This is a genomic window from Enterococcus sp. SMC-9, from assembly GCF_021011285.1.
Taxonomy (GTDB): Bacteria; Bacillota; Bacilli; order Lactobacillales; family Enterococcaceae; genus Enterococcus_C; species Enterococcus_C montenegrensis.
This window is the reverse complement of the sequence record NZ_JAILYE010000004.1, coordinates 123,998-149,209: the sequence shown is the minus strand read 5'-3', so window position 1 is coordinate 149,209 and position 25,212 is coordinate 123,998. Positions and strand designations below refer to the sequence as shown.

Here is a 25,212-nt window from a genome sequence, read left to right as displayed (position 1 = left end):
TTTCATTTTCTTACTCCCTGAAAAACCATCGTCCCTTGTGGCGGTGGTTTTTTGTTTGTCACAGGCAAAATTTTCAATCCTGTAAGACGCAAAATTCCTACTGTAAAAAGCTGTCCTTTTCCGCTATAATATCAAAGAGTGAAGCGGAGGAATTTGTGAAATGGCACAATTATTTTTTAAATATGGCGCAATGAACAGTGGGAAAACTATTGAGATTTTAAAAGTTGCCCACAATTACGAAGAACAAGACAAGCCTGTTGTCATCATGACGAGTGGTTTAGATACCCGCTCTGGTGTTGGGCGGGTTTCAAGTCGAATCGGTTTGCAAAGAGATGCACTGCCGATTTTTACTGAGACAAATGTTTTTGAAACAATTACGAATTTAGATTTTAAGCCTTACTGTGTGTTAATTGATGAAGCACAATTTTTGCAAAAACAGCATGTTTTGGACTTTACTAGAATTGTGGATGAATTGAATATCCCTGTGATGGCCTTTGGCTTAAAAAATGATTTTCGCAACGAATTGTTTGAAGGGTCAAAATACTTATTGTTATATGCTGACAAAATTGAAGAGATGAAAACAATTTGTTGGTTCTGTCATAAAAAAGCGATTATGAATCTTCATTATATTGACGATAAACCTGTTTATGAAGGGGACCAAGTTCAGATTGGCGGCAATGAAGCCTATTATCCAGTCTGCCGTCACCATTATTTCCATCCAGAAATTTGAGTCAGTAACCAGTAAAATGTAGCTTTTAAGAGAAGTTATCGGTAAGACATCTATTTGAAAATAAAGGAGTAAAATAATTATGTATGATCAGCTGCAGGCGATTGAAGATCGTTATGAAGAATTGGGCGAGCTGCTAAGTGATCCAGATGTAATCAGTGATACGCAGCGCTTTATGGAGCTTTCTAAAGAAGAAGCTAACACGAGAGAAACGGTGGAAGTTTACCGTCGTTACAAGCAAGTTGTTGATGGTATTAAAGATGCCGAAGAATTATTAAGCGAAAACTTAGACGATGAAATGGCAGAAATGGCCAAAGAAGAGCTAAGTGATTTGAAAAAAGAAAAAGAAGTTTTAGAAGAACGGATCAAAATTTTATTGTTACCTAAAGATCCTAATGACGATAAAAATATTATCATGGAAATTCGCGGTGCCGCAGGCGGTGATGAAGCAGCACTTTTTGCGGGCGATTTATTTAATATGTATCAAAAATACGCTGAAACACAAGGCTGGAGAGTCGAAGTGATGGATGCCAATATTACCGGTATTGGCGGTTACAAAGAAGTGATTATGATGATCACTGGCGATAACGTTTATTCCAAACTGAAATATGAAAGTGGTGCGCATCGGGTGCAACGTGTCCCTTCAACAGAATCACAAGGGCGTATTCACACTTCCACTGCGACTGTTGTCGTAATGCCAGAAGCAGAAGAAGTTGAAATTGATATTGCTGATAAAGACATTCGGACAGACATTTATCATGCGTCTGGTGCTGGTGGACAGCACGTTAATAAAACGGCTTCTGCTGTACGTTTGACGCACATTCCAACCGGGATTGTCGTGGCGATGCAAGACGAGCGCTCACAATTAAAAAACCGGGAAAAAGCAATGAAAGTATTACGGGCTAGAGTGTATGATCAAATTTCTCACGAAGCGCAAAGTGAATACGATGCCACGCGTAAATCTGCGGTAGGAACTGGGGATCGTTCTGAACGGATTCGGACGTATAATTTCCCTCAAAACCGGGTAACAGATCACCGCATTGGTTTAACGATTCAAAAATTGGATCAAATTTTAGCTGGTAAATTAGATGAAATTATCGATGCCTTAATCATGTACGATCAAACATCGAAATTAGAAGAGATGCAAAATGGCTAAGACGTATCGAGAAGCTCTGTTAAGAGCTTCTTCTTTTTTAAAAGCAGCTGGTAAAGAAGCCTACAGTATTGAATTTGTTTTTTTAGCGCGTAAGGGTTGGGATAAGACTCAGTGGCTGTTAAACATGAATGAAAGTATCTCTAAAGTAGATGAAAAACAAATTGAAGTAGATGTAGCTGCATTATTGCAAAATCAGCCACCGCAATATTTGTTAGGCTATGAATATTTTTATGGACACAAATTTAAAGTAAATGAAGCAACATTAATCCCCCGACCAGAGACCGAAGAATTAGTCGATTGGTGTTTGCAAAAAAATCAAGCAACGACGATGAAAAAAGTGGTAGACGTTGGAACCGGTACCGGTGCGATCGGCATTTCTTTAAAGTTGGCTAGAGCAAATTGGCAAGTTAGTGCAGTGGATATTGTGCCAGAAACATTAGCGGTGGCACAAGATAATGCCAAAGCCTTAGGAGCAAAAATTAATTTTATTTTAGGCGATACTTTATCTTGGGCAAAAGAAGAGTATGATATTATTATCAGCAATCCGCCTTACATTGGTGCCAGTGAGTGGGAGTTGATGGATGAGAGTGTGCGGGAATTTGAACCTAAAACAGCGTTATTTGCCGCAGATAATGGTTTAGCGCTTTATCGCAAGCTGGCAAGCCAAGCGCAAAAAGTTCTAGCAGCTAATGGCCAAATTTTTTTGGAAATTGGTTTTGCACAAGGTCAGGCTGTCACAGAAATTTTTCAAAGCGCTTTTCCCGATAAAAAAGTTATCGTAAAAAAAGATTTAAGTAGCAATGAGCGAATGGTCTATGTGTATTAATTATTACGCAAACTTGTGGAAAAAAATTTTTTCAAATTGTTTCACGATTAAAAAACATAGCTAGCAGAACTGTTTCACAAAATAAAAGTTATGAACAGACTTTTGCACACTTGACAAATCACTTATCCACAAAAAGTGGATAAGTTTATTGAAATTGTTGAAAACTCGCCTATTCTGTGAAAAAAGGATGTGGATAAAGATTGGAAACGAAGGTATACCAAACCGATCAATTACAAGCAGCGGCAGAAAAATTAAAAAAAGGAGAGCTGATCGCTTTTCCGACTGAAACAGTCTATGGACTAGGTGCTAATGCACTTTTACCTGCGGCTGTCAAGCAGGTTTTTGCAGTTAAAGGACGTCCTAGCGATAACCCGCTGATTGTTACCGTGGCAGATTTTGCAATGGTGAAAGATTATGTGGATAACTTTCATCCGTTAACGCAAAAAATTGTCGAAACTTATTGGCCAGGACCGCTAACGTTAATTTTTACCATCAAAAAAGATAGTTTACCTGCTGTTGTTACAGGTGGTTTATCCACAGCAGCTTTTCGTATGCCAGCGAATAAAAAAACACGGGAATTAATCGCGTTAGCAGGCGTTCCGCTAGTAGGTCCAAGTGCTAATACCTCAGGTAAACCAAGTCCAACGACAAGTGAGCATGTGTATCATGACCTAAAAGGAAAAATCGCCGGAATTGTCGATGATGGTGCTGCTCAAATTGGTTTAGAATCAACGGTCTTAGATTTAAGTGATCACACAAAAGCACCCGTCATTTTACGACCTGGTGCTATTACACAAGAAGAATTAACCCAGACATTAGGCGTAGCCGTTACACTAGACAAGCATTTAGTCAGTGAAAGTGAAGCACCAAAAGCTCCAGGTATGAAATATAAGCATTATGCGCCAGATACGAAAGTTTTATTAGTAAAAAACGGCGACTGGGAAAAAGCAAAGGCCTGGGTGAAAGAGAATCATTTGCGAGCTGGAGTTTTAGCTGGTCCAAGTATCTCAGAAGAAATGCGCTATGATACGGCTTGTGTATTTATGTATAGTCAAGATACGCCAAAATCAGCGGCAAAGGGGCTTTTTGCCGGTTTGCGGGCGTTGGATGATAAGGCTTTAGACTTAGATGTTATTTTGGCTGAAGTTTATCCTGAAGAAGGCATTGGTGCCGCCTATATGAATCGATTGAAAAAATCAGCGAATCAACAATATTTTAGTGCTGAAAAATAGCGATAAAAAATAAGGGGCGAAAGATTTCTTTTGCGCCTTATTTTTATGATACAATTTCAATACTAAGTGACTTTTTTTCTTAGTTTAATGTTTGATAAAAAAGAGTGTTAATTTAAAAGGAGTGGCTAAAATGGATTATCGTGAATTTGACCCAGAATTATGGGAAGCTGTGGACAATGAGTTTAATCGTCAGCAAAACAACTTGGAGTTAATTGCTTCAGAAAATATCGTTTCACCTGGCGTTTTGGCAGCTCAAGGAAGTGTTTTGACCAATAAATACGCAGAAGGTTATCCTGGGCGACGTTATTACGGTGGGTGTGAATTTGTAGATATCACCGAAAATTTGGCAATTGATCGGGCCAAAGAACTATTTGGTGCTAAATTTGCGAACGTTCAACCTCATTCTGGTTCACAAGCCAACACTGCTGCTTATTTAGCCTTGGTTCAACCAGGAGATACAATTTTAGGCATGGATCTTTCAGCTGGTGGGCATTTAACCCACGGCTCAAAAGTTAACTTTAGCGGTAAAACCTATCACTTTGTCAGCTATGGCGTTGATCCTACAACCGAAGTGATTGATTATAATGTCGTGCGCATCTTGGCGCGTAAACATCAGCCAAAACTTATTGTGGCAGGCGCGAGTGCCTACTCACGGACAATTGATTTTGCGAAGTTTAAAGAAATCGCCGATGAAGTTGGCGCAAAATTAATGGTTGATATGGCACACATTGCCGGTCTTATTGCAGCGGGGTTACATCCATCGCCAATTCCTTACGCCGATATTACTACGACAACCACCCATAAAACTTTGCGGGGGCCTCGGGGTGGAATGATTTTAACCAACGATCCCGATTTAGCCAAAAAAATTAATAGTGCTGTTTTCCCTGGTATTCAAGGTGGACCATTGGAACATATCATCGCAGCAAAAGCAGTTGCTTTTAAAGAAGCACTTGATCCAAGCTTTAAAGAGTACAGTCAACAAGTTATCAATAATGCACAAGCTATGGCAAAAGTCTTCAACCAAACACCAGAAACGCGGCTTGTTTCAGGGGCAACTGACAACCACTTGTTATTAGTAGACGTACGTGGTTTAGATATTACAGGTAAAATTGCCGAACATGTTTTAGATAAAGTGAATATTACGTTAAACAAAAATTCTATTCCTTTTGAATCGCTAAGCCCAATGGAAACTAGTGGTATTCGGATTGGCACACCGGCTTTGACTAGCCGTGGGTTCAAAGAAGAAGAATGTACCCAAGTAGCGCAATTAGTAGTGAATGCGTTGAAAAACCGCGAAGATGAAGCTGAGTTAGCAAAAATCAAAGCAAGCGTAAAGCGCCTAACAGATCGCTTTCCTATTTACCAAGACTTAGAAAAATAAATCATTTCGTTAAAGTGGCAATCTTTTTGATTGCCGCTTTTTTTGTAAAAGTAAAGCTGATTTTTTACTTGCTTTGGGAAGAAAAATTGCAAATGAAAGTTTATTAAAAAATGCAAGACTGCATTTTTATCCCAAGCAGGATTGTAGTATGATACTAGATAACAAGTTGTAAGGCACCTATTTAGTTTAAAATAAGCGATCTTCATAGGTTTATAAGGAGTGAAAAATATGATTGAGTTACAAGATTTGGGAAAAGATTACGGTAAAAAGACAGCATTACAAAATTTGACGCTAACCATTAAAGAAGGGGAAATTTTTGGCTTTTTAGGTCATAACGGAGCTGGAAAGTCCACGACAATTAAAAGCTTAGTCAGTATTATTGAACCAACCAGAGGTCAAATTTTATTTGATGGCAAAGAACTTTCTGAAGATCGGCTGGCGATAAAAAAGAAAATTGGCTACGTACCAGATTCACCAGATATTTTCTTGCAATTATCAGCAGGAGAATACTGGGATTTGATTGCTGCGGCTTATGAATTAGAAAACAAAGAAACGCGCTTAAAAGAATTAGTCGAATTATTCAGTATGGAAAATCACATCGATGAAACATTGGCGAGTTTTTCTCATGGAATGCGGCAAAAAACAATTATTATTGGTGCTTTATTGCCAGATCCAGACATTTGGATTTTAGATGAACCAATGCAAGGGTTAGATCCGCAAGCTTCTTTTGATTTAAAAGAATTGATGAAAAAACATGCCGCCAAAGGAAAAACCGTCATTTTTTCAACCCATGTTTTAGATACAGCGCAACAGTTGTGTGATGAACTGGCCATCTTAAAGGAAGGAAAACTAATTTATAATGGTTCCGTGACGGACTTATTAGCTGAAAATCCACAGGAATCCTTAGAGGCGGTTTATTTGAAAATGGCAGGGCGTAAAAACAGTGAAGAGATTGTCAAGGAGTTGGCAGGTGATGGTGATGAGTAAGCAATTAAAGAGTTTAATTGCCACCAGCTTACGTTACGCGAATCCCCAAGCTACCGATCGGCTACGGAAAAAAGGACGTAAGAACTTATCCCAAGCGATTATTAACCAGTATCTGTTGTCTGGTTTGGTCTTTTTAGCAGTCTATGGCTCGATGCTTTTTATGACTGACTTTGCCAAAATGCCCGGAACATTTACGTATTTTGCGATGCTTTTTTTCTTATTAGGACTATCCCAAGGGGTAAGTATTATTTACAATATTTTCTTTGAGAGTAAAGATTTGGGCAGTTATCTACCGCTGCCATTTAAACAAAGTCAGATTTTTATTGCTAAAAATATCGTGGTGGCCTTATCAGTAGTCCCCTTCATCATTCCTTTACTTATCTTGTTTTTTCTAACGAGTTTAAAAAGTAAACTAAATATCGTCTTAGCTGGTGTGATTAGTAGCTTATTGTTTATTGTTGTTTTGTTAATTTTATTTGCAATTTGTAGCTTGATTGTTTTTGGTATAACGAAGACCAAAGTTTTCCAAAAGCATAAGAAATTAATGACCACTCTTCTTTTATGGGTGACAATGGCGCTGGTTATTATTGGGATTATGTTGATGAATCAAGATACAGCTGACAGCTATGTAGCAGATCGTAATATCATATTGCCAATGCTGCCACTCTTTCATATTACCCATGCGCCTTTTTCTAGCGAGGGATTAATAAGTATAGTTGGTGTAGTAGGCTTTTTACTTATTTTAGCTTTCTTGGTGAAGTGGCAGATTTTACCACAGCTTTATGAACAAGTGACCAATATTTCCTCTACAGAACAAGTAGTGCGGCGAAAACATAAGAAAAATCAAAACTTGCAACAGATTTTACGTCGGTATAATTTCGAATTGGTAAAAAATCCCTCTTTGATTACCCAAGTACTGTCTTCCTCGTTGGTTTTTCCAGTGGTCTTTATAGCTACTTTTGCTTTGAATGGCAGCTTAAGTTTGCGTGATCTGCCTTTAAAATATGTCGGGGTAGCCTTTTTTGGTGGGATAGTTTTAGCTTTAATAACAATTAATCAAACTTCTTTTGTCGGCAATTTAATTTCTTTAGATGGAGAAAATTATACGTATATGCAGACATTGCCTGTGAGTCGCAAGGAATATTTGGTAGCTAAATTTAAAACAGGACTGCTTATTCAAGGTGGGATTACCTTAATTTTATCCCTAGCTACGGGTCTTGTTTTACAAGGCTCATTATTCTTTATTGTATCGTTTGTGCTTGGCAGCTTATTGGGTACGCTTTTGTTGTCACAATTTTATTTTGTGCGAGATTATCGACTGCTTTTAGTAGACTGGACGAATTTTACACAGCTTTTTTTACGAGGCAGTGGTCGCGTTGGGTTAATTTTTATGATGTGGGGCAGCATGATTTTAGGGGCAGTTTTAATTGGCGGTTATGTGGCCTTGTTAAACCTTATCGATGCAACTTTAGTCAATGCAGTCGTTGCTCTAGGTATCATAGCTGTTGGTTTGTGGCTCATGTATTATTATCGCCGTAATTTCTGGCAAAAAGTAGACCAGGTGTCTTGGCAGAGAAAAATTGATCTAGCAAGGCAGAAAAAAATAAAGTGATTAGTTGTTAAACCAGCGTATTTGCTTTAAAATAAAATAAAAACTAAAGGAGCTTTTACAATGGGCAAATTTCAAGTAATCGATCATCCATTGATCCAACACAAATTAACAATTATTCGTGATAAAAATACAGGTACAAAAGTATTTCGGGAAGTTGTAAACGAAATCGCGATGTTAATGGCGTATGAAGTATCACGGGATATGCCACTAGAAGATATTGAAATTGAAACACCAGTTGCACAATCTACGCAAAAAACATTAACTGGTAAAAAAGTTGCGATTGTGCCAATCTTACGGGCTGGCTTAGGCATGGTAGACGGTATCTTGGAATTAATTCCAGCTGCTAAAGTAGGTCACGTTGGGTTATACCGCGATGAAGAAACATTACAAGCACATGAATACTTCTTCAAAATGCCAGAAGATATTGATAATCGTCAAATCTTTGTTGTAGATCCAATGTTAGCAACCGGTGGTTCTGCCATCATGGCAATTGATTCATTGAAAAAACGTGGGGCTTCAAATATTAAATTTGTTTGTCTCGTTGCGGCTCCAGAAGGCGTGCGGGCGTTACAAGAAGCCCATCCAGATATTGATATCTTTACTGCGGCTTTAGATGACCATTTAAACAAACACGGCTATATCGTTCCTGGCCTAGGGGATGCTGGTGACCGTTTGTTTGGTACAAAATAATAATTTACAAAAAAACGCTGACTTTAAAATCAGCGTTTTTTTTGTAAGAAAAAATAATAATAGACACAAAATATAGAATTGTGTAGATGAAACGGCACAATATATTGTGGATAAGTCTGTTGATATGTGCATAAGTTAGTTTTTATTATTTTTTATTTCGAAAGCCTTGAATTAAGAAAATGAAGATGAAGAAAAAGAGAGCCTCCCATAAAGTAGTTGTCCAACTAAAGCGCTCGCTGATTCCAAATACAAAGTTACCAATATTCGAAATAAAAAGATAAACTAAAGTACAGATAGCAGCATAAAAAAGTCTTTTCATCATAGTTATCACCTCGTATCTTCATTATAGAAGAAAGGATACAAAAGTGTAAACGTACAAAAATAAATAAAAGAGGTCATTTCGTTTTTATGTTAACGGTGTTCGTTTTTTATGGAGCTTTTGAGGAATAGCCTGTTCATCAATTCTATTTGGTCCTTTGCGTACTCTTTTTATACTGATGGTTGCTTTAACGTAAGAGTTTGGAACTAATGGCGTGGGATTATCTTGAGAGATTGATACATCTCTTATTTCAGTCGTACCATCTTCTTTGACAAAAATTAATTTGTAGTCATAGGAATACCAAGAAGAGCGATCACCAACTGAAGTTTCAGCCTTATGTTCAAGTTTGGGTGGAACTTCTTTTGGAACTAAGCGTAAGCTGTTTTTCCAACATAGGTTGAGTGATAGTAGTCGTAAGCTTTGTAGCCCATAAAACCTAAAAGAACTAGAATGATTAACCCTGTTATTTTTCTCGTTTTTATCAATCCTATCTACATAATATGAATAATATTATAGCTAATGCGTGCTGTTAATAATCTTTCATCCTACTAACAATTTAAAAAGGGAGATTATATAGCTAAACATAAAAAAAGCCTGTCTCAAATTTGAGACAGGCTTTTTTGTCTAGTTATGCCAGCTGCAGGGATCGAACCTGTGACCTACGCGTTACGAGTGCGTTGCTCTACCTACTGAGCTAAGCTGGCAGTACGTTAGAAATTATAGCAAAAATAAAATATTTGTAAAGGCAAAACCCTTCTATGAAACAAGGACTTAGAAAATTTTCACAAAGTGTGGTATACTAGTATTAATTAAAGGGAGGTTTTCTATAGTGGCAAGTTTTGGTAAGTTTGAAACAACAATCATTCCGTCAGATGCAGGTAAAGGATTTCAGGTCGATACCCATGTGAAATTTACAATTTACGGAAAACCGCAGACCGGTACCGTCACGAAACAGTTAAAAAATTCTGCAGTCGTTGAAATTGACGAAACGGGTGATAATCAACAATTAATGACACAAAGTAATGGTGTGATGATTATCAATTATAAAGAACTGGAAAAACTAAAATAGTTTTCTTACGGCTTAAGCTGGCAGCACTTGTTGGCTTAAGTCTTATTTTTTTATCCGCAAAATTTATGGAACTAGGTTTATGACGATCCTTTTTTATACAATTTTTCAGGTCTTTTTTTAGGCCGTATAAGTAAAGTTTTTAAATTTTTCCTAGGGTCTAATTCCCTTCTTTTCTTTCTTTTCATTAACAACTATAATGGGGAAGTGTACTTTTTTACTCGATTTTTAGTTTATATTATCTAACGTAGGAAAAACGCTGCTGCAATCAGCCAGCAGTGTCTAGCTTTACAAACGAATCTTTTAGATGCGAAGGCAAAATTTTACGTAAACGTAAATGAATGTAGGAGTTTAGCGAGCTTTTACTGTCGTATCTAATTTTTAGAAGTTTGCAAAGTCTTTTTGGAAAGAAGAGGAAGCATGGAAAATAGACGAGCAAGAAATGATAATCGGATTGATTATGGCGTGATATTGCCAGTCTTTCTGTTGTGTTTAATCGGGTTGGCAGCCTTGTATGTCGCCTTGACCCATGATCGTAACAATCCTAATGTATTGGCCGGTGTTGCCAAACAAGCTGTTTGGTATGGGGTCGGTACAGTAGCGGTTGTGGTGATTATGCATATGAAATCAAAGTGGATTTGGAAGTTGACACCCTACATTTATGGTGCCGGTCTAGTGATTATGACCTTATTATTGAAGTTTTACGACCGAAATTTAGAAAGTGTCACGGGTTCTAAAAACTGGTTTACTTTTGGGCCGGTAAATTTCCAACCCGCCGAACTTATGAAAATTGCGTTAATTTTGATGTTGGCATTAGTCGTAACGACGCACAATGTGAAATACCGTAATCGTAATTTACCTACAGATGGTCTTTTGATATTAAAGATTTTAGCTGTTTCACTGCCAGTCTTGGTTTTAGTGATGTTGCAAAAAGACTTTGGGACCATGTTGGTGTTTGTAGCGATTATCGGGGGCGTTTTTTTGATGTCTGGAATATCCTGGCGCATTTTAATTCCGCTAATTGCGATTTTTGCGATTGTGGGTGGAGGTACGATTTTCTTAGTGACAACTGAGGTAGGACGAGATCTTTTGTATCACGTCGGCTTTAAATCCTATCAATTTGCCCGCATCGACTCATGGTTAAATCCTTTCCATGATATGCAAGGAAATTCTTATCAGCTAGCATATGGCTTACTTGCTATTGGTTCTGGTGGGATGACAGGAAAAGGCTTTAATGTTAGCGATGTTTATGTACCAGTCAGAGAATCTGATATGATTTTTACGATTATTGGCGAAAATTTTGGCTTTATTGGAAGTGCGTTTGTCATCCTCTTGTATTTCATTTTAATTTATCATATGATTCGCGTGTGCTTTGATACAAATAATGAGTTTTATGCTTACATTGCTACTGGTATTATTATGATGATTTTATTTCACGTTTTTGAAAATATTGGCGCCAATATTGGTCTTTTGCCATTAACGGGGATTCCATTGCCCTTTATTAGTCAAGGTGGCTCGGCTATTTTAAGCAATATGATCGGCATCGGCCTCATTTTATCGATGCGTTACCAAGCAGAGACGAAAAAAGAGGAAAAAGATGCTACTTTAGCTTAAACGTGGTAAAGTGAAAGCGGAAATAAAAGTAAAGGAGCAATGCTATGCTGACTTTATATTGGTATCCAAAATGTAGTACGTGTAAAAAAGCAAAAGCTTGGTTGGATTCACAAGAAATTGCGGTTCAAACCATTGATATGGTTCAAAATCCACCGACTGCCGCAAGATTAATGCAGTGGATGGAAGAAAGTGATTTGCCAGTACGCCGCTTCTTTAACACAAGTGGTATGAAGTATCGTGAAATGGGTTTAAAAGATCAAGTGCCCAATTTATCGATACAAGAAGCTAGCGAATTATTGGCAAGTGATGGGATGTTAATCAAACGTCCAATTTTAGTGCGTGACGACAAACTTTTGTCGATTGGCTTTAAAGAAACTGAATATGAAGGGGTCGCGAAATAAGATGCAACAAAAATGTTTGAAAACAAAAGATAATTTGTGGGTATTGTACAATGGAAATGAGTATGTCGTTGGTTTAACGGAAGCTGCGCAATCTGATTTAGGTAAAGTAACCTTTGCCTCATTGCCAAAAGCCGGTCAAACGTTTAAACAAGGCACACCGCTAGTTGAAGTGGAAGCTGAAAAAGCCGTGCAAGAATTTCCCGCACCTCTAACAGGGACGATTTCTTCTGTGAATGAAAAAGCGCTAGAAAATATTGACGTTTTAAATGATGAAGATGAAATGAATGCGTGGTTGGTGGCATTTAAAGATGTCGATGCCACAGAATTCAACGAACTGTAAAATTTTTCTGAAAATAATTGACAGGCGATTTTTAGCTTGTTATAATTTCACCAATAACTTGAAAGCTTTGAAAAGAAGAGTACATGTCACCGACATTTCACAGAGAGCCTGGAGATGCTGCAAACAGGTAATGAAGGTAAGATGGAAGATGGTCTTTGAGCAGAATAAGTGAGCCGCTGGCAAGCTTATTACGGGGGTGCCCGTTATAGCACGACAGTATGCACCAAGAGGTAAGTACTGGATAAGGTTATAGTTGTGAGACTATAACAAATTAAGGTGGTAACACGAAATTGCGACAGCTTTTCGTCCTTTTGTAATTGAAAGAATTACAAGGATGGCAAGCTGTTTTTTTATGGCTTGAAGTATGAAAAAAAGAAAGAGGCTGAAAAAATGGCTTTAATCCAATTAACGGATGTCAAAAAGAGTTTTAATGTCAAAAAACAGACAATCCAGGCTGTAGACGGTGTTTCTCTGACTGTTGATAAAGGTGACATCTATGGTATTGTCGGCTACTCTGGTGCTGGTAAATCGACATTGGTTCGCCTGTTAAATGGGCTAGAATTAGCAACTGACGGCAGTGTTGTCGTTGATGGACAAGATATCGGCAAATTGAAGAGCAAAGAATTACGTGAGTTTCGTAAAAACGTGGGAATGATTTTTCAACATTTCAATCTCTTATGGTCCAGAACAGTTCTAGAAAATATTGAATTACCGATGGAATTAGCAGGGATTAAAAAAGAGAAGCGGCAGCAAAAAGCCAAAGAACTTCTTGCATTAGTAAATTTAGAAGGTCGAGGAGATGCTTATCCGGCACAATTATCCGGTGGGCAAAAGCAACGGGTAGGAATTGCTCGAGCGCTAGCCAATGATCCTAAGATTTTACTTTGTGATGAAGCGACGAGTGCGCTAGATCCGCAAACGACCGATGAAGTACTGGACTTATTATTAGATATCAACCAGAAATTAAACTTAACAATTGTATTAATTACCCATGAAATGAACGTCATCCGCAAAATTTGTAATAAAGTAGCGGTGATGGAATTGGGTAAGATTGTGGAAGAAGGTCAAGTTTCTGAGGTCTTTCGTAATCCTAAACAGGCTGTTACCAAACGTTTTGTTCAACAAGACTTACAGCAAAGTGAAGAACCAAAAGAAGTTTTACAAGAATTTATCGCTGAAAATCCTAATGGTGTGTTAGCGACGTTAATTTTTAAAGACGATAATGCCAATGAACCGGTAATCTCACAAGCAATTCGCAAATTTGATGTTGATATTAACGTCGTCTATGGGAATATTCGGCAATCAAAAGACAACTCTTTTGGCTCTTTGACGGTCTTGATTACCGGAGACGACGACGCGGTTAATGGAACCATGGCATTCTTTTCTGCCCAACAAGTAGGAGTGGAGGTGTTGCATCGTGGATAAGAGTTTTACTGAAACATATTTAAACTTTGACAAAGTCGATTGGGCAAAGATGCAAACATCCACCGTTGATACGCTTTATATGTCAATTGTTTCCATGGTTGTGGTTTTTGTTTTAGGAATTTTGTTAGGCTTATTACTATATAGCTTAGGACGAAAAAAAAGTGCCGGTTACCAAATTTTATATAATGTGGTGTCCATCATCAGTAACATCTTTCGTTCTACACCTTTTATGATTTTAATGGTATTAATTATTCCATTTACCAAAACGTTGGTGGGGAGTATGATCGGTGCTAGTGCAGCCTTACCAGCTTTGATTTTATCGGCGGTACCATTTTATGCTCGTCTAGTGGAAATTGCTTTTCGCGAAGTTTCTTCAGGGGTGATTGAAGCCGCCAATGCGATGGGGGCTAACTACTGGCAGATTATTTATAAAATTTTAGTGCCTGAAAGTATGCCGGCTTTGGTTTCTGGCTTTACCGTGACATCTGTTTCTATGATTGGTTTTACCGCTATGGCTGGTGCAATCGGCGCTGGTGGCTTAGGTTCTCTTGCTTGGTCAGAAGGGTTCCAATTAGGTAATCAAACGGTCACTTTAGTTGCAACGGTGATTATGTTACTAATCGTTTTTGTTGTTCAAGGCTTGGGAGATTACTTCACGCAAAAATTAGACAAGCGCTAATTGCGGCGAAGTTTCACAATTAAATTATTAAATTGTAGAGGAGAAATGAAAATGAAAAAATTATTTGGTTTCGCAACAGTATTGCTTGCAACAATTACTTTAGCCGCTTGTGGCAATGGCGGATCAAAAGATGAGAAAGCTAGTTCTTCATCAGATGCCAAAGAAACAAAATTAATCGTTGGGGCGACAACAAGTCCTCATGCGGAAATCTTGAACGAAGCCAAACCTTTATTGAAAAAAGAAGGCGTGGACTTGGAAGTGAAATCTTTTACCGATTACACATTGTTAAATAAGTTATTGGCAGAAAAAGAAATTGATGCCAACTATTTCCAACACAAACCGTATTTCAATGACCAAGTCAAAGAAAATGGCTATGACTTTGTCGATGCAGGTGCCGTTCATATTGAACCGATGGGCATTTATTCAAAAGGTATTAAAAGTGTAGATGACATTAAAGAGGGTACGACTGTCATTACTTCAAACTCCAATACTGACTGGGGTCGTATCTTAACAATTCTTGAAAACGCGGGCCTAATCAAATTAAAAGACGGTGTTGAAAAAACAACTGCGACCTTCGATGATATTGCTGAAAACAAAAAAGACTTAAAATTCAAACACGATATCGACCCAGGTTTATTGGTTCCAACCTATGAAAATGAAAAAGATGCCTTGGTTGCAATTAATGCGAACTTTGCTTTAACTGCTGGTTTAAATCCAGAAAAAGATGCCTTGATGCACGATGACGATAATTCCCCCTATGCTAACATTATCGCAGTACGCAAAGGTGATGAAACGAAACCTGCAATTAAAAAATTGTTGGAAGTATTACACAGCGATGAAGTGAAAAAATTTGTTGACGATAAATGGAAAGGCTCTGTTAAAATCGTTGATGCAAAATAATAAAAAATAAGTAAAGGCGCACTTACGAAGTCGTGAGTTGTGCCTTTGTTTTTTTGTTTAAGATAAGGGATAATAGCGTAGAAGTAATGACTAAAAAATTAGCTTAAAAGGAGCAAAAAAATGGGAAAAGTTGCTTTAATTGGTGCAGGCCCAGGCGATCCTGCTTTAATCACTTACCACGGATTGCGAGCCTTGCAAAATGCCGATATTATTTTTTATGACCGCTTATTAAATCCAATTTTATTATATTTAGCCCCTGAGGATGCTAAACTTGTTTATGTAGGAAAAGCACCTGAACACCATGCCTATACCCAAAGTGAAATTCAAGAAAAGTTAATTAGTGCTACTAAAAAATATGATAATGTTGTCCGATTAAAAGGCGGCGATCCCGGTATTTTTGGACGCGTTGAAGAAGAGGTGCAGGCTTTAGCAAAACGCGGGATAGAATATGCAGTATATCCAGGTATAACCAGTGCTTCTGGTGTATCTGTCTATGCCGGATTTGCGATTACAGAGCGCCATGTCAGTGAAAAAGTGTTTCTAGCTACACCGACAGCCCAGTTGCAAGAATTTGCCCAAGAGCCTTTAGCTCAACTTTCTGCTGGTGGAACAATCGTTTTATACATGGGAATGGAAAAATTAGCAGCTGTCGTTAAAATTATGTTAACCCAAGGTGCCAGTGAAAACCTGCCTGTTACAGTTGTGGAGTGGGGAAGTTGGGGGCGACAAAAAAAGGTCGTGGCAACACTTGCAACAATTCATGAAACAGTGGAAAAAGCTGGTTTGCATAATCCTGCATTGATTTTTATTGGACCAGTAGCAGCAAAAGCGGCGACAAAATCCTGGTTTGAAGAATTACCCCGTTTTGGTCAAAAAACGATTTTAGTCAGTGAAAAAAAACTTACTTTTGATGAACTTTTAACTTATACCGATCAAGGTGCAGACTTGTATCCCGTTTTTGTGGGGGCAGCATTTGATGAACGGTTTATTTCTTTACATCAACGTTTATTGTTACCCCTTTTAAAAGAAGATTACGAAATCATCTACCAAGGCAAAAATGCTCCGGCATTATTTCAAGACTTCCTAAAAGAAATTAAAGGAGGCCAAAATGGACGTTAAAATTGGTACTAGAAAAAGTCCCTTAGCTCAAATTCAAACGGACAATGTGATTGCGCGTTTACAAAACTTATTTCCAGAACATCGCTTTTTAAAAGTGTTACTTACAACTACCGGTGATAAGGATCAAACAACCGCTTTAAGCCAAATGGCAGGACAGGGTGTTTTTGTTAAAACTATTCAGCAAAAGCTATTGATTGGCGAAATTGACTTGGCCGTTCATAGTGCGAAAGATTTACCTTCCACAGAGCCAGAAGGGTTAACTTTAGCGGCATTTCCCGAACGTGCACCGGCAGGGGATGCTTTAATTTTACGCAATGAGTTTACTACATTAACAGATTTGCCTGAAGGCGCTGTGATCGGTACTGGCAGTTTACGCCGCCAATTTCAACTATTGTCGCTACGTCCGGATTTTATGATTAAGTCTTTGCGGGGCAATATCGATACGCGTTTAAAAAAATTAGCCCAAAAAGAATACGACGGTATCATGATGGCTCAAGCTGCACTACTACGCCATCCCAAAGCTTTAGGTGATTTTAAATTGCATCAAGTTTCCTTAGCGTTAGATGAATTTTTGCCAGCTGTCGGCCAAGGGGTGATTGCAGTTGAAGCTGTGAAAAATTCACCTGCAGCAAAAATCGCCGCAGCTATTGATGACAAAAATGTGCGAAGCGCAATTACTTGTGAGCGTGCGTTTTTATCTGTCTTTGGGGTTGGTTGTAACGTTCCACTAGCCGCTCATGCCAAAGTGATTGGGGAGAAAATTGAACTGAGCACAATGTTAGGCAGTAAGACAGGTGCATCTTATTCTCTTGTTCAAGTTGGCGCTAATCCGGTGATTTTAGGGCAGAATAGTGCACGAGCATTACAAAAACTGGCTAATTGGCCACTAGAATAAATGAGAAATAACTAAGATCCAAGACGAGGAAGTTTTCGTTTTGGGTCTTTTAATTTATAATCATTCTAAATTGAAAATTATTGATTTTATAATAGTAAAAGAATAAGCAAATTTATTGAGGGAAGTTTGCTTATCATTCTCAATTAGCGTAAAATGAGTGAGAATGAAAATGATGGAGGCGAGACGATGGCAACGTTAGAAATTAAAGATTTACATGTAGCAATCGAAGATAAAGAAATTCTAAAAGGTGTTAATTTGACGCTGAAAACTGGCGAAATTCATGCCATTATGGGACCAAACGGAACAGGGAAGTCTACTTTATCTGCTGCGATTATGGGAAACCCTAATTATGAAGTAACCCAAGGTGAAATCCTGCTAGATGGTGAAAATTTATTGGAGATGGAAGTTGATGAACGAGCACGGGCAGGGCTATTTTTAGCAATGCAATATCCAAGTGAAATTCCAGGCATCACCAACGCAGAATTCATGCGGGCAGCAATTAATGCAAAACGAGATGAAGACAATAAAATTTCAGTCATGGAATTTTTAAAAAAACTAGATAAAAAAATGGAATTATTAAATATGCCAGAAGAAATGGCAGAACGTTACTTGAATGAAGGATTTTCCGGTGGGGAGAAAAAGCGTAACGAAATTTTACAACTATTAATGTTGGAACCAACTTTTGCTATTTTAGATGAAATTGACTCAGGTCTTGATATCGATGCGTTAAAAGTAGTGGCAAAAGGGGTCAACGAAATGCGCGGCGATGATTTTGGTGCTTTAATCATTACCCATTACCAACGTTTGTTAAACTATATTACGCCTGATGTCGTTCATATCATGATGGACGGTCGCGTTGTTTTAACAGGTAACGCTGACCTTGCCAAACGCTTAGAGGCAGAAGGTTATGCTGGAATCAGCAAAGAATTAGGTATTGATTACAAGGAAGAAGTTTAAAAAGGAGGTCAATTAGATGACAGAATTGAAAAAGCTACTGGCTGATGTGACCACCTTTTCTGCTTATAAAGAAGAACCAGCTTGGATGTTGGAAATGCGTTTGCAGGCTTTAGAACAAGTGGACGAATTAGCTTTGCCACAAATTGAACGGGTTCGTTTTCACCGCTGGCCACTATTAAATATAACCAGTGACCATTTAAGTGGAGAACCAAAAGAAACAAGTGTCCCCTCTTTTGATGTCATGCAGGACAATCCATTATTAGTACAAGCAGACGACACTACTGTTTTTGAACAGTTACCCCAAAATTTAGTGGATCAAGGTGTTATCTTCACGGATATTTTTACTGCCATGCAAGAATATCCCAAATTAGTTCACGAGTATTATATGAAAAAAGCAGTGACACCTTTTGAAGATAAATTAACTGCTGCCCATACCGCTTTTATGAATAGTGGCGTGTTTTTATATGTTCCTAAAAATGTAGTGATTAAAGAACCAATCGAAGCGATTTTAAATCAATCTGGTACAGAGCATTTCTTTAAACATATTTTAATAGTGGCAGATGAGCATAGTGAGTTTACTTACTTGGAGCGTTTTAATTCTGAAAAAGAAGTAGCACAAAAACAAGCCGCTAATATTATTGTAGAAGTTATCGCCAAAGCTGGGGCCAAAGTGAAATACTCTGCAATTGACCGCTTAGGTGTAGACTTGACGACGTATTTGAATCGTCGTGGTTACGTAATGCAAGATGCAATGGTAGATTGGGCAATTGGTGTCATGAATGACGGGGATGTCGTAGCAGACTTTGATACAGATTTAGTTGGCAATGGGGCCCATTCTGAAATTAAAGTTGTTGCCATTTCAGCAGGCAAACAAATTCAAGGGATTGATACCCGGGTTACCAATAAAGCACCACATTCTATCGGCCATATCTTGCAACACGGTGTAATCCGTGAAAAAGGTACGTTAACCTTTAACGGTATTGGTCATATTTTAAAAGGAGCCAAAGGTGCAGACGCGCAGCAAGAAAGTCGCGTATTAATGCTTTCTGATAAAGCTCGTGGCGATGCTAACCCAATTCTTTTGATTGATGAAAATGAAGTTACTGCCGGACACGCAGCCAGTGTTGGTCGCGTCGATCCAGAAGAAATGTACTATTTAATGAGTCGTGGTTTGCCTAAAACAGAAGCAGAACGCTTAGTTATTCGTGGTTTCTTAGGTTCTGTTATTACAGCAATTCCAGTGAAAGAGGCCCAACAAGAATTTATTGAAGTGATTGAAGGGAAGTTGAATCGATGATTGATGCCCAAAAATTAAGACAAGATTTTCCAATCTTACATCAATTGGTCAACGATGAACCACTCGTTTATTTAGACAATGCCGCGACAACACAAAAGCCTGAAGCTGTGTTGGATAAATTGACTGCCTATTATCATCAAGATAATGCGAATGTTCACCGTGGTGTTCATACCTTAGCAGAACGTGCAACACAAGCTTATGAAGGTGCCAGAGAAAAAGTACGTACTTTTATTAATGCCAAAGAAACAGCAGAGGTTTTGTTTACGCGAGGCACAACGACTAGCTTAAACTGGGTTGCCAAAAGTTTTGGCGCTAAATTTGTTGAAGCTGGTGATGAAATTGTCATCTCTTATATGGAACATCATTCCAATATCATTCCCTGGCAGCAATTGGCGCAACAAAAAAAGGCTAAATTAGTTTATATCGATATTACGCCAGAAGGTTATCTTGATTTAGCTGATGCCAAGCGTAAAATCGGACCAAAAACTAAAATTGTTTCGATTGCCCATGTTTCAAATGTTTTAGGTGGGATTAATCCAATTGAAGAATTGATTGCTCTAGCCCACGCAAATGATGCTGTTATGGTCGTAGACGGCGCACAATCTGTTCCCCACATGAAAGTGGATGTTCAACAATTGGATGCTGATTTTTATGCCTTTAGTGGTCATAAGATGTGTGGTCCAACTGGTATTGGCGTTTTATATGGCAAACGCCGATGGTTGGATCAAATGGAGCCTGTGGAATTTGGCGGCGAGATGATTGATTTTGTTAATTTATACGACAGTACATGGAAAGAATTGCCTTGGAAATTTGAAGCGGGTACACCTAACATTGCCGGAGGAATCGGCTTAGGGGCAGCAGTTGATTATTTGTCTGCCATTGGGATGGATGAAATCCACGCTTATGAACAAAGCTTAGTAGACTATGTCATGCCTAAATTACAAGCAATTGACGGTGTCACAGTTTATGGCCCGCAAGATCCACAAGATCATACTGGCGTTATTGCTTTTAACATTGACGGTCTTCATCCCCATGATGTGGCAACCGCGCTAGATATGGAAGGCGTGGCAGTTAGAGCAGGACATCACTGTGCTCAACCATTATTGAAGTACTTGAATGTACCTGCCACAGCTCGGGCAAGTTTCTATTTTTATAATACAAAAAAAGATGCGGATCGCTTAATTGATGCGATTCATAAAACAAAGGAGTTTTTCCAACATGGCACTATCTAAACTAGACAATTTGTATCGCCAAGTCATCTTAGATCATTCTAGCCATCCTCATCATAGAGGGACGTTGGGAAAATCTAATGTGACAATTGAAATGAATAACCCAACTTGTGGCGACGTCATTCATTTGGAAGTTGAAGTAAATGATGGAATTATTTCGGATATTGCCTTTGATGGCAGCGGCTGTTCGATCAGTACCGCCAGTGCTTCTATGATGACTGACGCAGTTATTGGCAAACCATTATCAGAAGTCGGCAATTTAGAGCAGATGTTTTCTGACTTGGTGCAAGGAAAAGACGTAGCTGATGCTGAAAAATTGGGAGATGCCGCAATGTTAAGTGGCGTCGCAAAATTTCCAACGCGAATTAAATGTGCGACTTTAGCTTGGAAAGCATTGGAAAAAGCGGTCGTTGAAACAAACAGTGGCATTGCCGAAACAAGTTCCATACATTCCCATGAAGAAGATATTTTAGGGGAAAATAAATAAGAAGATGTGGCATTGATTTCAGAGAAAATCAATACCTAAATAAAGTAAGGAGTAGTGATCGCATGGGTGTTCCTGAATTAGAAGAATACAAATTTGGCTTCCATGATGACGTCAAACCCGTCTTTAGTACCGGCGAAGGTTTAACCGAAGAAGTTGTTCGGGAGATTTCAGCAGTTAAAGGCGAACCAGAATGGATGTTAGATTTTCGCTTGAAATCACTGGCAGCATTTAACAAAATGCCGATGCAAAAATGGGGTCCAGACCTTTCAGATATTGATTTTGGCAAAATTAAATACTACCAAAAAGCAAGTGATAAACCAGCTCGTGATTGGGATGATGTTCCCGATAAAATCAAAGATACCTTTGAAAAAATCGGAATTCCTGAAGCCGAACGGGCATACTTGGCGGGCGCTTCTGCTCAATATGAATCTGAAGTGGTTTACCACAACATGAAAGAAGAATTTGAAAAATTAGGGATTATCTTTACGGATACAGACTCAGCCTTAAAAGAATATCCTGAATTATTCAAAGAATATTTTGCCCAATTAGTACCACCAACTGATAACAAATTAGCTGCCCTAAATTCAGCTGTTTGGTCAGGGGGGACATTTATTTATGTACCAAAAGGCGTTCGGGTGGATACACCATTGCAAACATATTTCCGGATTAATGCCGAAAATACGGGACAATTTGAACGAACATTAATTATCGTTGATGAAGGCGCTAGCGTTCACTATGTTGAAGGGTGTACCGCTCCGACGTATTCAAGCAACAGTTTACATGCAGCGATTGTTGAAATTTTTACCAGAAAAGATGCCTACTGCCGTTATACCACAATTCAAAACTGGTCTGACAATGTCTACAACTTGGTAACAAAACGTGCGAAAGCTTACGAAGGGGCTACAGTAGAGTGGATTGACGGTAACCTCGGTGCAAAAACCACAATGAAATATCCAAGTGTCTACCTAGACGGCGAAGGTGCGCGCGGCACCATGCTTTCAATCGCCTTTGCAGGGGCCAACCAAATTCAAGATACCGGTGCTAAAATGATTCACAACGCACCTAACACTTCAAGCTCAATCGTTTCAAAATCTATTTCAAAAGATGGCGGCGAAGTGAACTATCGCGGACAAGTAACCTTTGGTAAGAAAAGTACCGGTTCAGCTTCTCATATTGAATGTGACACGATTATTATGGATGAACTATCAAAATCTGATACCATTCCATTTAACGAAATTCATAACAGCCAAGTATCACTTGAACACGAAGCCAAAGTTTCAAAAATCTCTGAAGAACAATTGTATTATTTGATGAGCCGCGGCCTATCAGAATCCGAAGCCACCGAGATGATTGTCATGGGCTTTGTCGAACCATTCACCAAAGAGCTCCCAATGGAATACGCCGTCGAACTAAATCGTTTGATTAGTTATGAGATGGAAGGGTCTGTGGGTTAATAATTAAATACAGGCTAGGAACCTTGACATTATAGGGTTCCTAGTTTTTTTGTTTCGCGATTTTCAAAGCTTACACCGAAACTTACTCCGTCAAAATCCAATATATTTTGCAAATTTTTCTCCAGTATTTTCAATCATTTGTGGAGTTACACAAGCATAGATGTTCATCGTAGTTTGAACGTCTTTATGGCCTAATCTTGCTTGGACTTCCTTGGTTGATGCACCAGATTCAAATAACAAACTACAATGAGTATATCTAAAACCGTGTAAAGTGATTCTTTTTAACGGAATGTGTTCTTTATTGATTGCATTTTCTTTCATCGTTAGAAGTTTTTGCTTGTTGAATCTTTCTTCTTGTGTAATTTCAAGATTTTGCAATTCTTCTAGTAATTTTTCGTATTCTCTTTTTATCTTTTTCCTATTCGCTAGATCAATGCAATCATATTTTTTGTACACCCAATCTAACCAATCGTTTGCAACTTGTGGATAATAAAGTTCGTTATATCTGTTTGTAAAAATAAGTTGTCCTGTTTTATATGCATTATGGCTGCTGACGAGTAGTTCTTGCTGCTGAGATAACTTCCACTTTTTAAGTTGAAAAATAGTAGTATCATCAAGCTTAATCGTTCGAATTGAATTTTTGTTTTTTGGTTCTTGAATAATTTTATTTTTGTTTTCGTCGATCGTAAGAGTTCTACCAATAGACAGTGTTTTTTCTTCAAAATTGATGTCAGCCCATCGGAGAGCTAAAGTTTCTGATTTTCTCATTCCAGTAAAAGCTATAAGCCTAAAAAAAGTATAAAGTTTTGTTGAACAATTTTTTTGGCAATGTTTCAAGAAAAAAATCAACTCATCCTTTGTATAAAACTTTATGGGTTCGTCTGTTTCTATTTTTCGAGGCATTTGAATTTTCTGCATCGGATTCGAGTCTATGGCTTCAATAGAAACGCCATACTTTAATATTTTTTGCGTTTCTTTTTTTAGATAAGAATATTGTTTATATTTTGCATGCCATTCATTAACGATTTTTTTGCAATAAGAAATTGTAATTTGATTAAGTTTTAAATGACCAAATTTAGGTAAAATATGATTTTCACAATATCTTTTTGCGGTTGCAACAGAAGAGGGCTTTACTCTTAAACGATATTGCTCTAGCCAGAGTTCGTATAGTTGTTTGAAAGTCATCACTTGCTTTTTGAGCCCTTTATTATATTCATACTCGGCTTGTATTCGCTTTAATTCAGACTGAGCAGCTCTTTGTGTTTTAAAGCCTCTTCTAGTAATTCTCTTTTCATTTCCTTGTTCATCTTGTCCAAGATAGGCACGTAATTCCCAAAAAGTTCCTTTTTTGGTTTCGTATTGTATATATATTGGCATTTTCTTTCTCTTTCTGATGTGTGGGGCACATAGGAAAGAAAAATAATTCAATTTACAAATTTTGTTGTGATTTTTGTATGAAAGCTAAATCTTTGGCTGTTTTTTCAATCGTATCGAAGGGTAAGTTGTCAAAGAAAATTGGTTCCATAATAGGGTTTCCTTTCTCATCCAAGACAGGTAATCCTTCTTCATCTCGGCGCATTTGTGGTGTAAAGAAACGTTGAATAAAGGCTAAGTTTTCAGCTACCTCGTTTATTTCCTTAATGGTATAGCTATTCATGACTTTTGTTAAATTAAACAAGTTTTGAACTTTTTGGTCGTATTCGTCAATGCGATCCATAATTACCGTAGTTTCGGATACGGCAATTTCTTTTGGTGAACCAAATAACTGGATGGGCGTCGCATGAAGAACGGTCGCAAATTTTTCTAACGTCTCAGTGGTGGCAAGATTATCTTAAACCATGTCTCATTCCCACTACCACACGGCAATATCAGCTTAATAGTTTTGATCGTTCCTTGAATTGGTATGAATATGGCGGACCGATGGCTTTAACACAAGCACTCTTTTTCTTACATGGTGAGGGTGTAAAGATTAACCCGAGCTTGTTAGAGATTCATCCAAACTACGAATGGACACCGGAACTTTCTGATCGGATGATTCAATATGTCAGTGAACAACAACGTTTCGATTTGATTCCGATTATTCAAGAACGCACAAAAAAAGCGTCCATCACTTCCCAATAAGTGAATGAACGCCGCGCTAAAAATTTTCTAAAGCAAGTATAGCAAAGAAAGGAAGAAAACACGATGCCAAAAATGTTAAGTATGAACGATTTTGATTTTGGGGCAATTCCGTAAAAAAGCAACGCAAGTCACCGTCAATACGTTGGATCACCCGATTGATAATGATGAGATTATGAAACGCGAGAGTGTCAAATGCCGGTTTGAGAACCTCCAACCAAGCCGTCCAGGAAATCCGATGTATTACAAAGCAGATAATATTATTTTATTAGGAAATCAGAAATAAACTACTGTTGGTTAG

General features: G+C 38.1%; 27 protein-coding genes, 1 tRNA gene and 1 other annotated feature. Of the genes, 24 read left to right on the top strand and 4 right to left on the bottom strand.

Going from position 1 to position 25,212, the window contains the following annotated elements; genetic code table 11:
* Window positions 1-160 precede the first annotated feature (160 nt).
* The 8 genes from K4422_RS07290 (at window position 161) to upp (ending at window position 8,611) form a co-directional block, all read left to right on the top strand.
* Window positions 161-730 carry a thymidine kinase gene (locus tag K4422_RS07290; RefSeq protein ID WP_206902313.1) on the top strand — a complete coding sequence of 190 codons (570 nt, stop codon included), beginning with the start codon at window positions 161-163 and terminating at the stop codon, window positions 728-730.
* Window positions 731-809: 79 nt separating this feature from the next.
* Window positions 810-1,883: a peptide chain release factor 1 gene (gene prfA, locus K4422_RS07285; protein WP_206902314.1), complete on the top strand. Its 1,074-nt coding sequence runs from the start codon at window positions 810-812 to the stop codon at window positions 1,881-1,883.
* Window positions 1,876-2,709, top strand: a complete 834-nt coding sequence (gene prmC / locus K4422_RS07280) for a peptide chain release factor N(5)-glutamine methyltransferase (protein WP_230710194.1) — start codon at window positions 1,876-1,878, stop codon at window positions 2,707-2,709. The genes prfA and prmC overlap by 8 nt, the downstream gene beginning before the upstream one ends.
* A gap of 200 nt (window positions 2,710-2,909) precedes the next feature.
* Entirely contained in the window at window positions 2,910-3,941 is a 1,032-nt protein-coding gene (locus K4422_RS07275) for an L-threonylcarbamoyladenylate synthase (RefSeq protein WP_206902316.1), read from the top strand.
* Window positions 3,942-4,071: 130 nt separating this feature from the next.
* On the top strand, window positions 4,072-5,322 hold the full coding sequence (gene glyA, locus K4422_RS07270; RefSeq protein ID WP_230710192.1) for a serine hydroxymethyltransferase: 1,251 nt from the start codon (window positions 4,072-4,074) through the stop codon (window positions 5,320-5,322).
* 228 nt (window positions 5,323-5,550) lie between these two features.
* Window positions 5,551-6,309, top strand: coding sequence for an ABC transporter ATP-binding protein (locus K4422_RS07265; protein WP_230710190.1), 759 nt, complete (start codon window positions 5,551-5,553; stop codon window positions 6,307-6,309).
* Window positions 6,296-7,921: an ABC transporter gene (locus K4422_RS07260; RefSeq protein WP_230710188.1), complete on the top strand. Its 1,626-nt coding sequence runs from the start codon at window positions 6,296-6,298 to the stop codon at window positions 7,919-7,921. The genes K4422_RS07265 and K4422_RS07260 overlap by 14 nt, the downstream gene beginning before the upstream one ends.
* Before the next feature lie 60 nt (window positions 7,922-7,981).
* On the top strand, window positions 7,982-8,611 hold the full coding sequence (gene upp / locus K4422_RS07255; RefSeq protein ID WP_173102291.1) for a uracil phosphoribosyltransferase: 630 nt from the start codon (window positions 7,982-7,984) through the stop codon (window positions 8,609-8,611).
* Between the two features lie 406 nt (window positions 8,612-9,017).
* On the opposite strand, the gene K4422_RS07250 is transcribed toward upp, so the two are convergent.
* Window positions 9,018-9,209: a hypothetical protein gene (locus K4422_RS07250; RefSeq protein WP_230710488.1), complete on the bottom strand. Its 192-nt coding sequence runs from the start codon at window positions 9,207-9,209 to the stop codon at window positions 9,018-9,020.
* Between the two features lie 352 nt (window positions 9,210-9,561).
* A tRNA-Thr gene (locus tag K4422_RS07245) sits at window positions 9,562-9,634 on the bottom strand.
* 125 nt (window positions 9,635-9,759) lie between these two features.
* Between K4422_RS07245 and K4422_RS07240 the strand changes: the two genes are divergently transcribed.
* The 14 genes from K4422_RS07240 to sufB all read left to right on the top strand — a co-directional run bounded on the left by K4422_RS07240 (window position 9,760) and on the right by sufB (window position 22,793).
* Window positions 9,760-9,999, top strand: coding sequence for a hypothetical protein (locus K4422_RS07240; protein ID WP_173102292.1), 240 nt, complete (start codon window positions 9,760-9,762; stop codon window positions 9,997-9,999).
* Window positions 10,000-10,416: 417 nt separating this feature from the next.
* Window positions 10,417-11,610: an FtsW/RodA/SpoVE family cell cycle protein gene (locus K4422_RS07235; RefSeq protein WP_230710186.1), complete on the top strand. Its 1,194-nt coding sequence runs from the start codon at window positions 10,417-10,419 to the stop codon at window positions 11,608-11,610.
* A 44-nt stretch (window positions 11,611-11,654) separates the two neighbouring features.
* The gene (locus K4422_RS07230) at window positions 11,655-12,011 is read left to right on the top strand and encodes an arsenate reductase family protein (protein WP_206902320.1); all 357 of its coding nucleotides are present in this window, start codon (window positions 11,655-11,657) and stop codon (window positions 12,009-12,011) included.
* A 1-nt stretch (window position 12,012) separates the two neighbouring features.
* A complete protein-coding gene (locus K4422_RS07225; protein ID WP_206902321.1) occupies window positions 12,013-12,351 on the top strand; it encodes a glycine cleavage system protein H in 339 nt (112 codons plus the stop codon).
* A gap of 58 nt (window positions 12,352-12,409) precedes the next feature.
* Window positions 12,410-12,665: a binding site (T-box leader), on the top strand.
* A 76-nt stretch (window positions 12,666-12,741) separates the two neighbouring features.
* Window positions 12,742-13,776 (top strand): methionine ABC transporter ATP-binding protein, encoded by a 1,035-nt coding sequence (locus tag K4422_RS07220; RefSeq protein ID WP_230710184.1) that lies wholly within the window; start codon window positions 12,742-12,744, stop codon window positions 13,774-13,776.
* Window positions 13,769-14,455 carry a methionine ABC transporter permease gene (locus K4422_RS07215; protein WP_230710182.1) on the top strand — a complete coding sequence of 229 codons (687 nt, stop codon included), beginning with the start codon at window positions 13,769-13,771 and terminating at the stop codon, window positions 14,453-14,455. The genes K4422_RS07220 and K4422_RS07215 overlap by 8 nt, the downstream gene beginning before the upstream one ends.
* Before the next feature lie 51 nt (window positions 14,456-14,506).
* Window positions 14,507-15,355, top strand: a complete 849-nt coding sequence (locus K4422_RS07210; protein ID WP_230710180.1) for a MetQ/NlpA family ABC transporter substrate-binding protein — start codon at window positions 14,507-14,509, stop codon at window positions 15,353-15,355.
* Window positions 15,356-15,475: 120 nt separating this feature from the next.
* Window positions 15,476-16,474 carry a uroporphyrinogen-III C-methyltransferase gene (gene cobA, locus K4422_RS07205; RefSeq protein ID WP_230710178.1) on the top strand — a complete coding sequence of 333 codons (999 nt, stop codon included), beginning with the start codon at window positions 15,476-15,478 and terminating at the stop codon, window positions 16,472-16,474.
* Complete coding sequence (gene hemC, locus K4422_RS07200) at window positions 16,464-17,369, top strand: hydroxymethylbilane synthase (protein ID WP_230710177.1); 906 nt, start codon at window positions 16,464-16,466, stop codon at window positions 17,367-17,369. The genes cobA and hemC overlap by 11 nt, the downstream gene beginning before the upstream one ends.
* A gap of 186 nt (window positions 17,370-17,555) precedes the next feature.
* On the top strand, window positions 17,556-18,326 hold the full coding sequence (sufC, locus tag K4422_RS07195) for a Fe-S cluster assembly ATPase SufC (RefSeq protein ID WP_230710486.1): 771 nt from the start codon (window positions 17,556-17,558) through the stop codon (window positions 18,324-18,326).
* Window positions 18,327-18,342: 16 nt separating this feature from the next.
* Window positions 18,343-19,623, top strand: coding sequence for a Fe-S cluster assembly protein SufD (gene sufD, locus K4422_RS07190; protein ID WP_230710175.1), 1,281 nt, complete (start codon window positions 18,343-18,345; stop codon window positions 19,621-19,623).
* On the top strand, window positions 19,620-20,855 hold the full coding sequence (locus tag K4422_RS07185; protein WP_206902328.1) for a cysteine desulfurase: 1,236 nt from the start codon (window positions 19,620-19,622) through the stop codon (window positions 20,853-20,855). Before sufD ends, K4422_RS07185 begins: the two co-directional genes overlap by 4 nt.
* A complete protein-coding gene (gene sufU, locus K4422_RS07180; protein ID WP_230710173.1) occupies window positions 20,842-21,339 on the top strand; it encodes a Fe-S cluster assembly sulfur transfer protein SufU in 498 nt (165 codons plus the stop codon). The genes K4422_RS07185 and sufU overlap by 14 nt, the downstream gene beginning before the upstream one ends.
* Before the next feature lie 62 nt (window positions 21,340-21,401).
* The gene (gene sufB, locus K4422_RS07175) at window positions 21,402-22,793 is read left to right on the top strand and encodes a Fe-S cluster assembly protein SufB (protein WP_206902413.1); all 1,392 of its coding nucleotides are present in this window, start codon (window positions 21,402-21,404) and stop codon (window positions 22,791-22,793) included.
* A 90-nt stretch (window positions 22,794-22,883) separates the two neighbouring features.
* Here sufB and K4422_RS07170 read toward each other — a convergent pair whose 3' ends face one another.
* Window positions 22,884-24,170 carry a site-specific integrase gene (locus K4422_RS07170; protein WP_230710171.1) on the bottom strand — a complete coding sequence of 429 codons (1,287 nt, stop codon included), beginning with the start codon at window positions 24,168-24,170 and terminating at the stop codon, window positions 22,884-22,886.
* A gap of 52 nt (window positions 24,171-24,222) precedes the next feature.
* Window positions 24,223-24,510: a hypothetical protein gene (locus tag K4422_RS07165; RefSeq protein WP_230710168.1), complete on the bottom strand. Its 288-nt coding sequence runs from the start codon at window positions 24,508-24,510 to the stop codon at window positions 24,223-24,225.
* A 35-nt stretch (window positions 24,511-24,545) separates the two neighbouring features.
* Between K4422_RS07165 and K4422_RS07160 the strand changes: the two genes are divergently transcribed.
* Together K4422_RS07160 and K4422_RS07155 are read left to right on the top strand one after the other, a co-directional pair.
* Window positions 24,546-24,914 carry a hypothetical protein gene (locus tag K4422_RS07160; protein ID WP_230710167.1) on the top strand — a complete coding sequence of 123 codons (369 nt, stop codon included), beginning with the start codon at window positions 24,546-24,548 and terminating at the stop codon, window positions 24,912-24,914.
* A 91-nt stretch (window positions 24,915-25,005) separates the two neighbouring features.
* Window positions 25,006-25,197 (top strand): hypothetical protein, encoded by a 192-nt coding sequence (locus K4422_RS07155; RefSeq protein WP_230710165.1) that lies wholly within the window; start codon window positions 25,006-25,008, stop codon window positions 25,195-25,197.
* The last annotated feature ends 15 nt before the right edge of the window (window positions 25,198-25,212 follow it).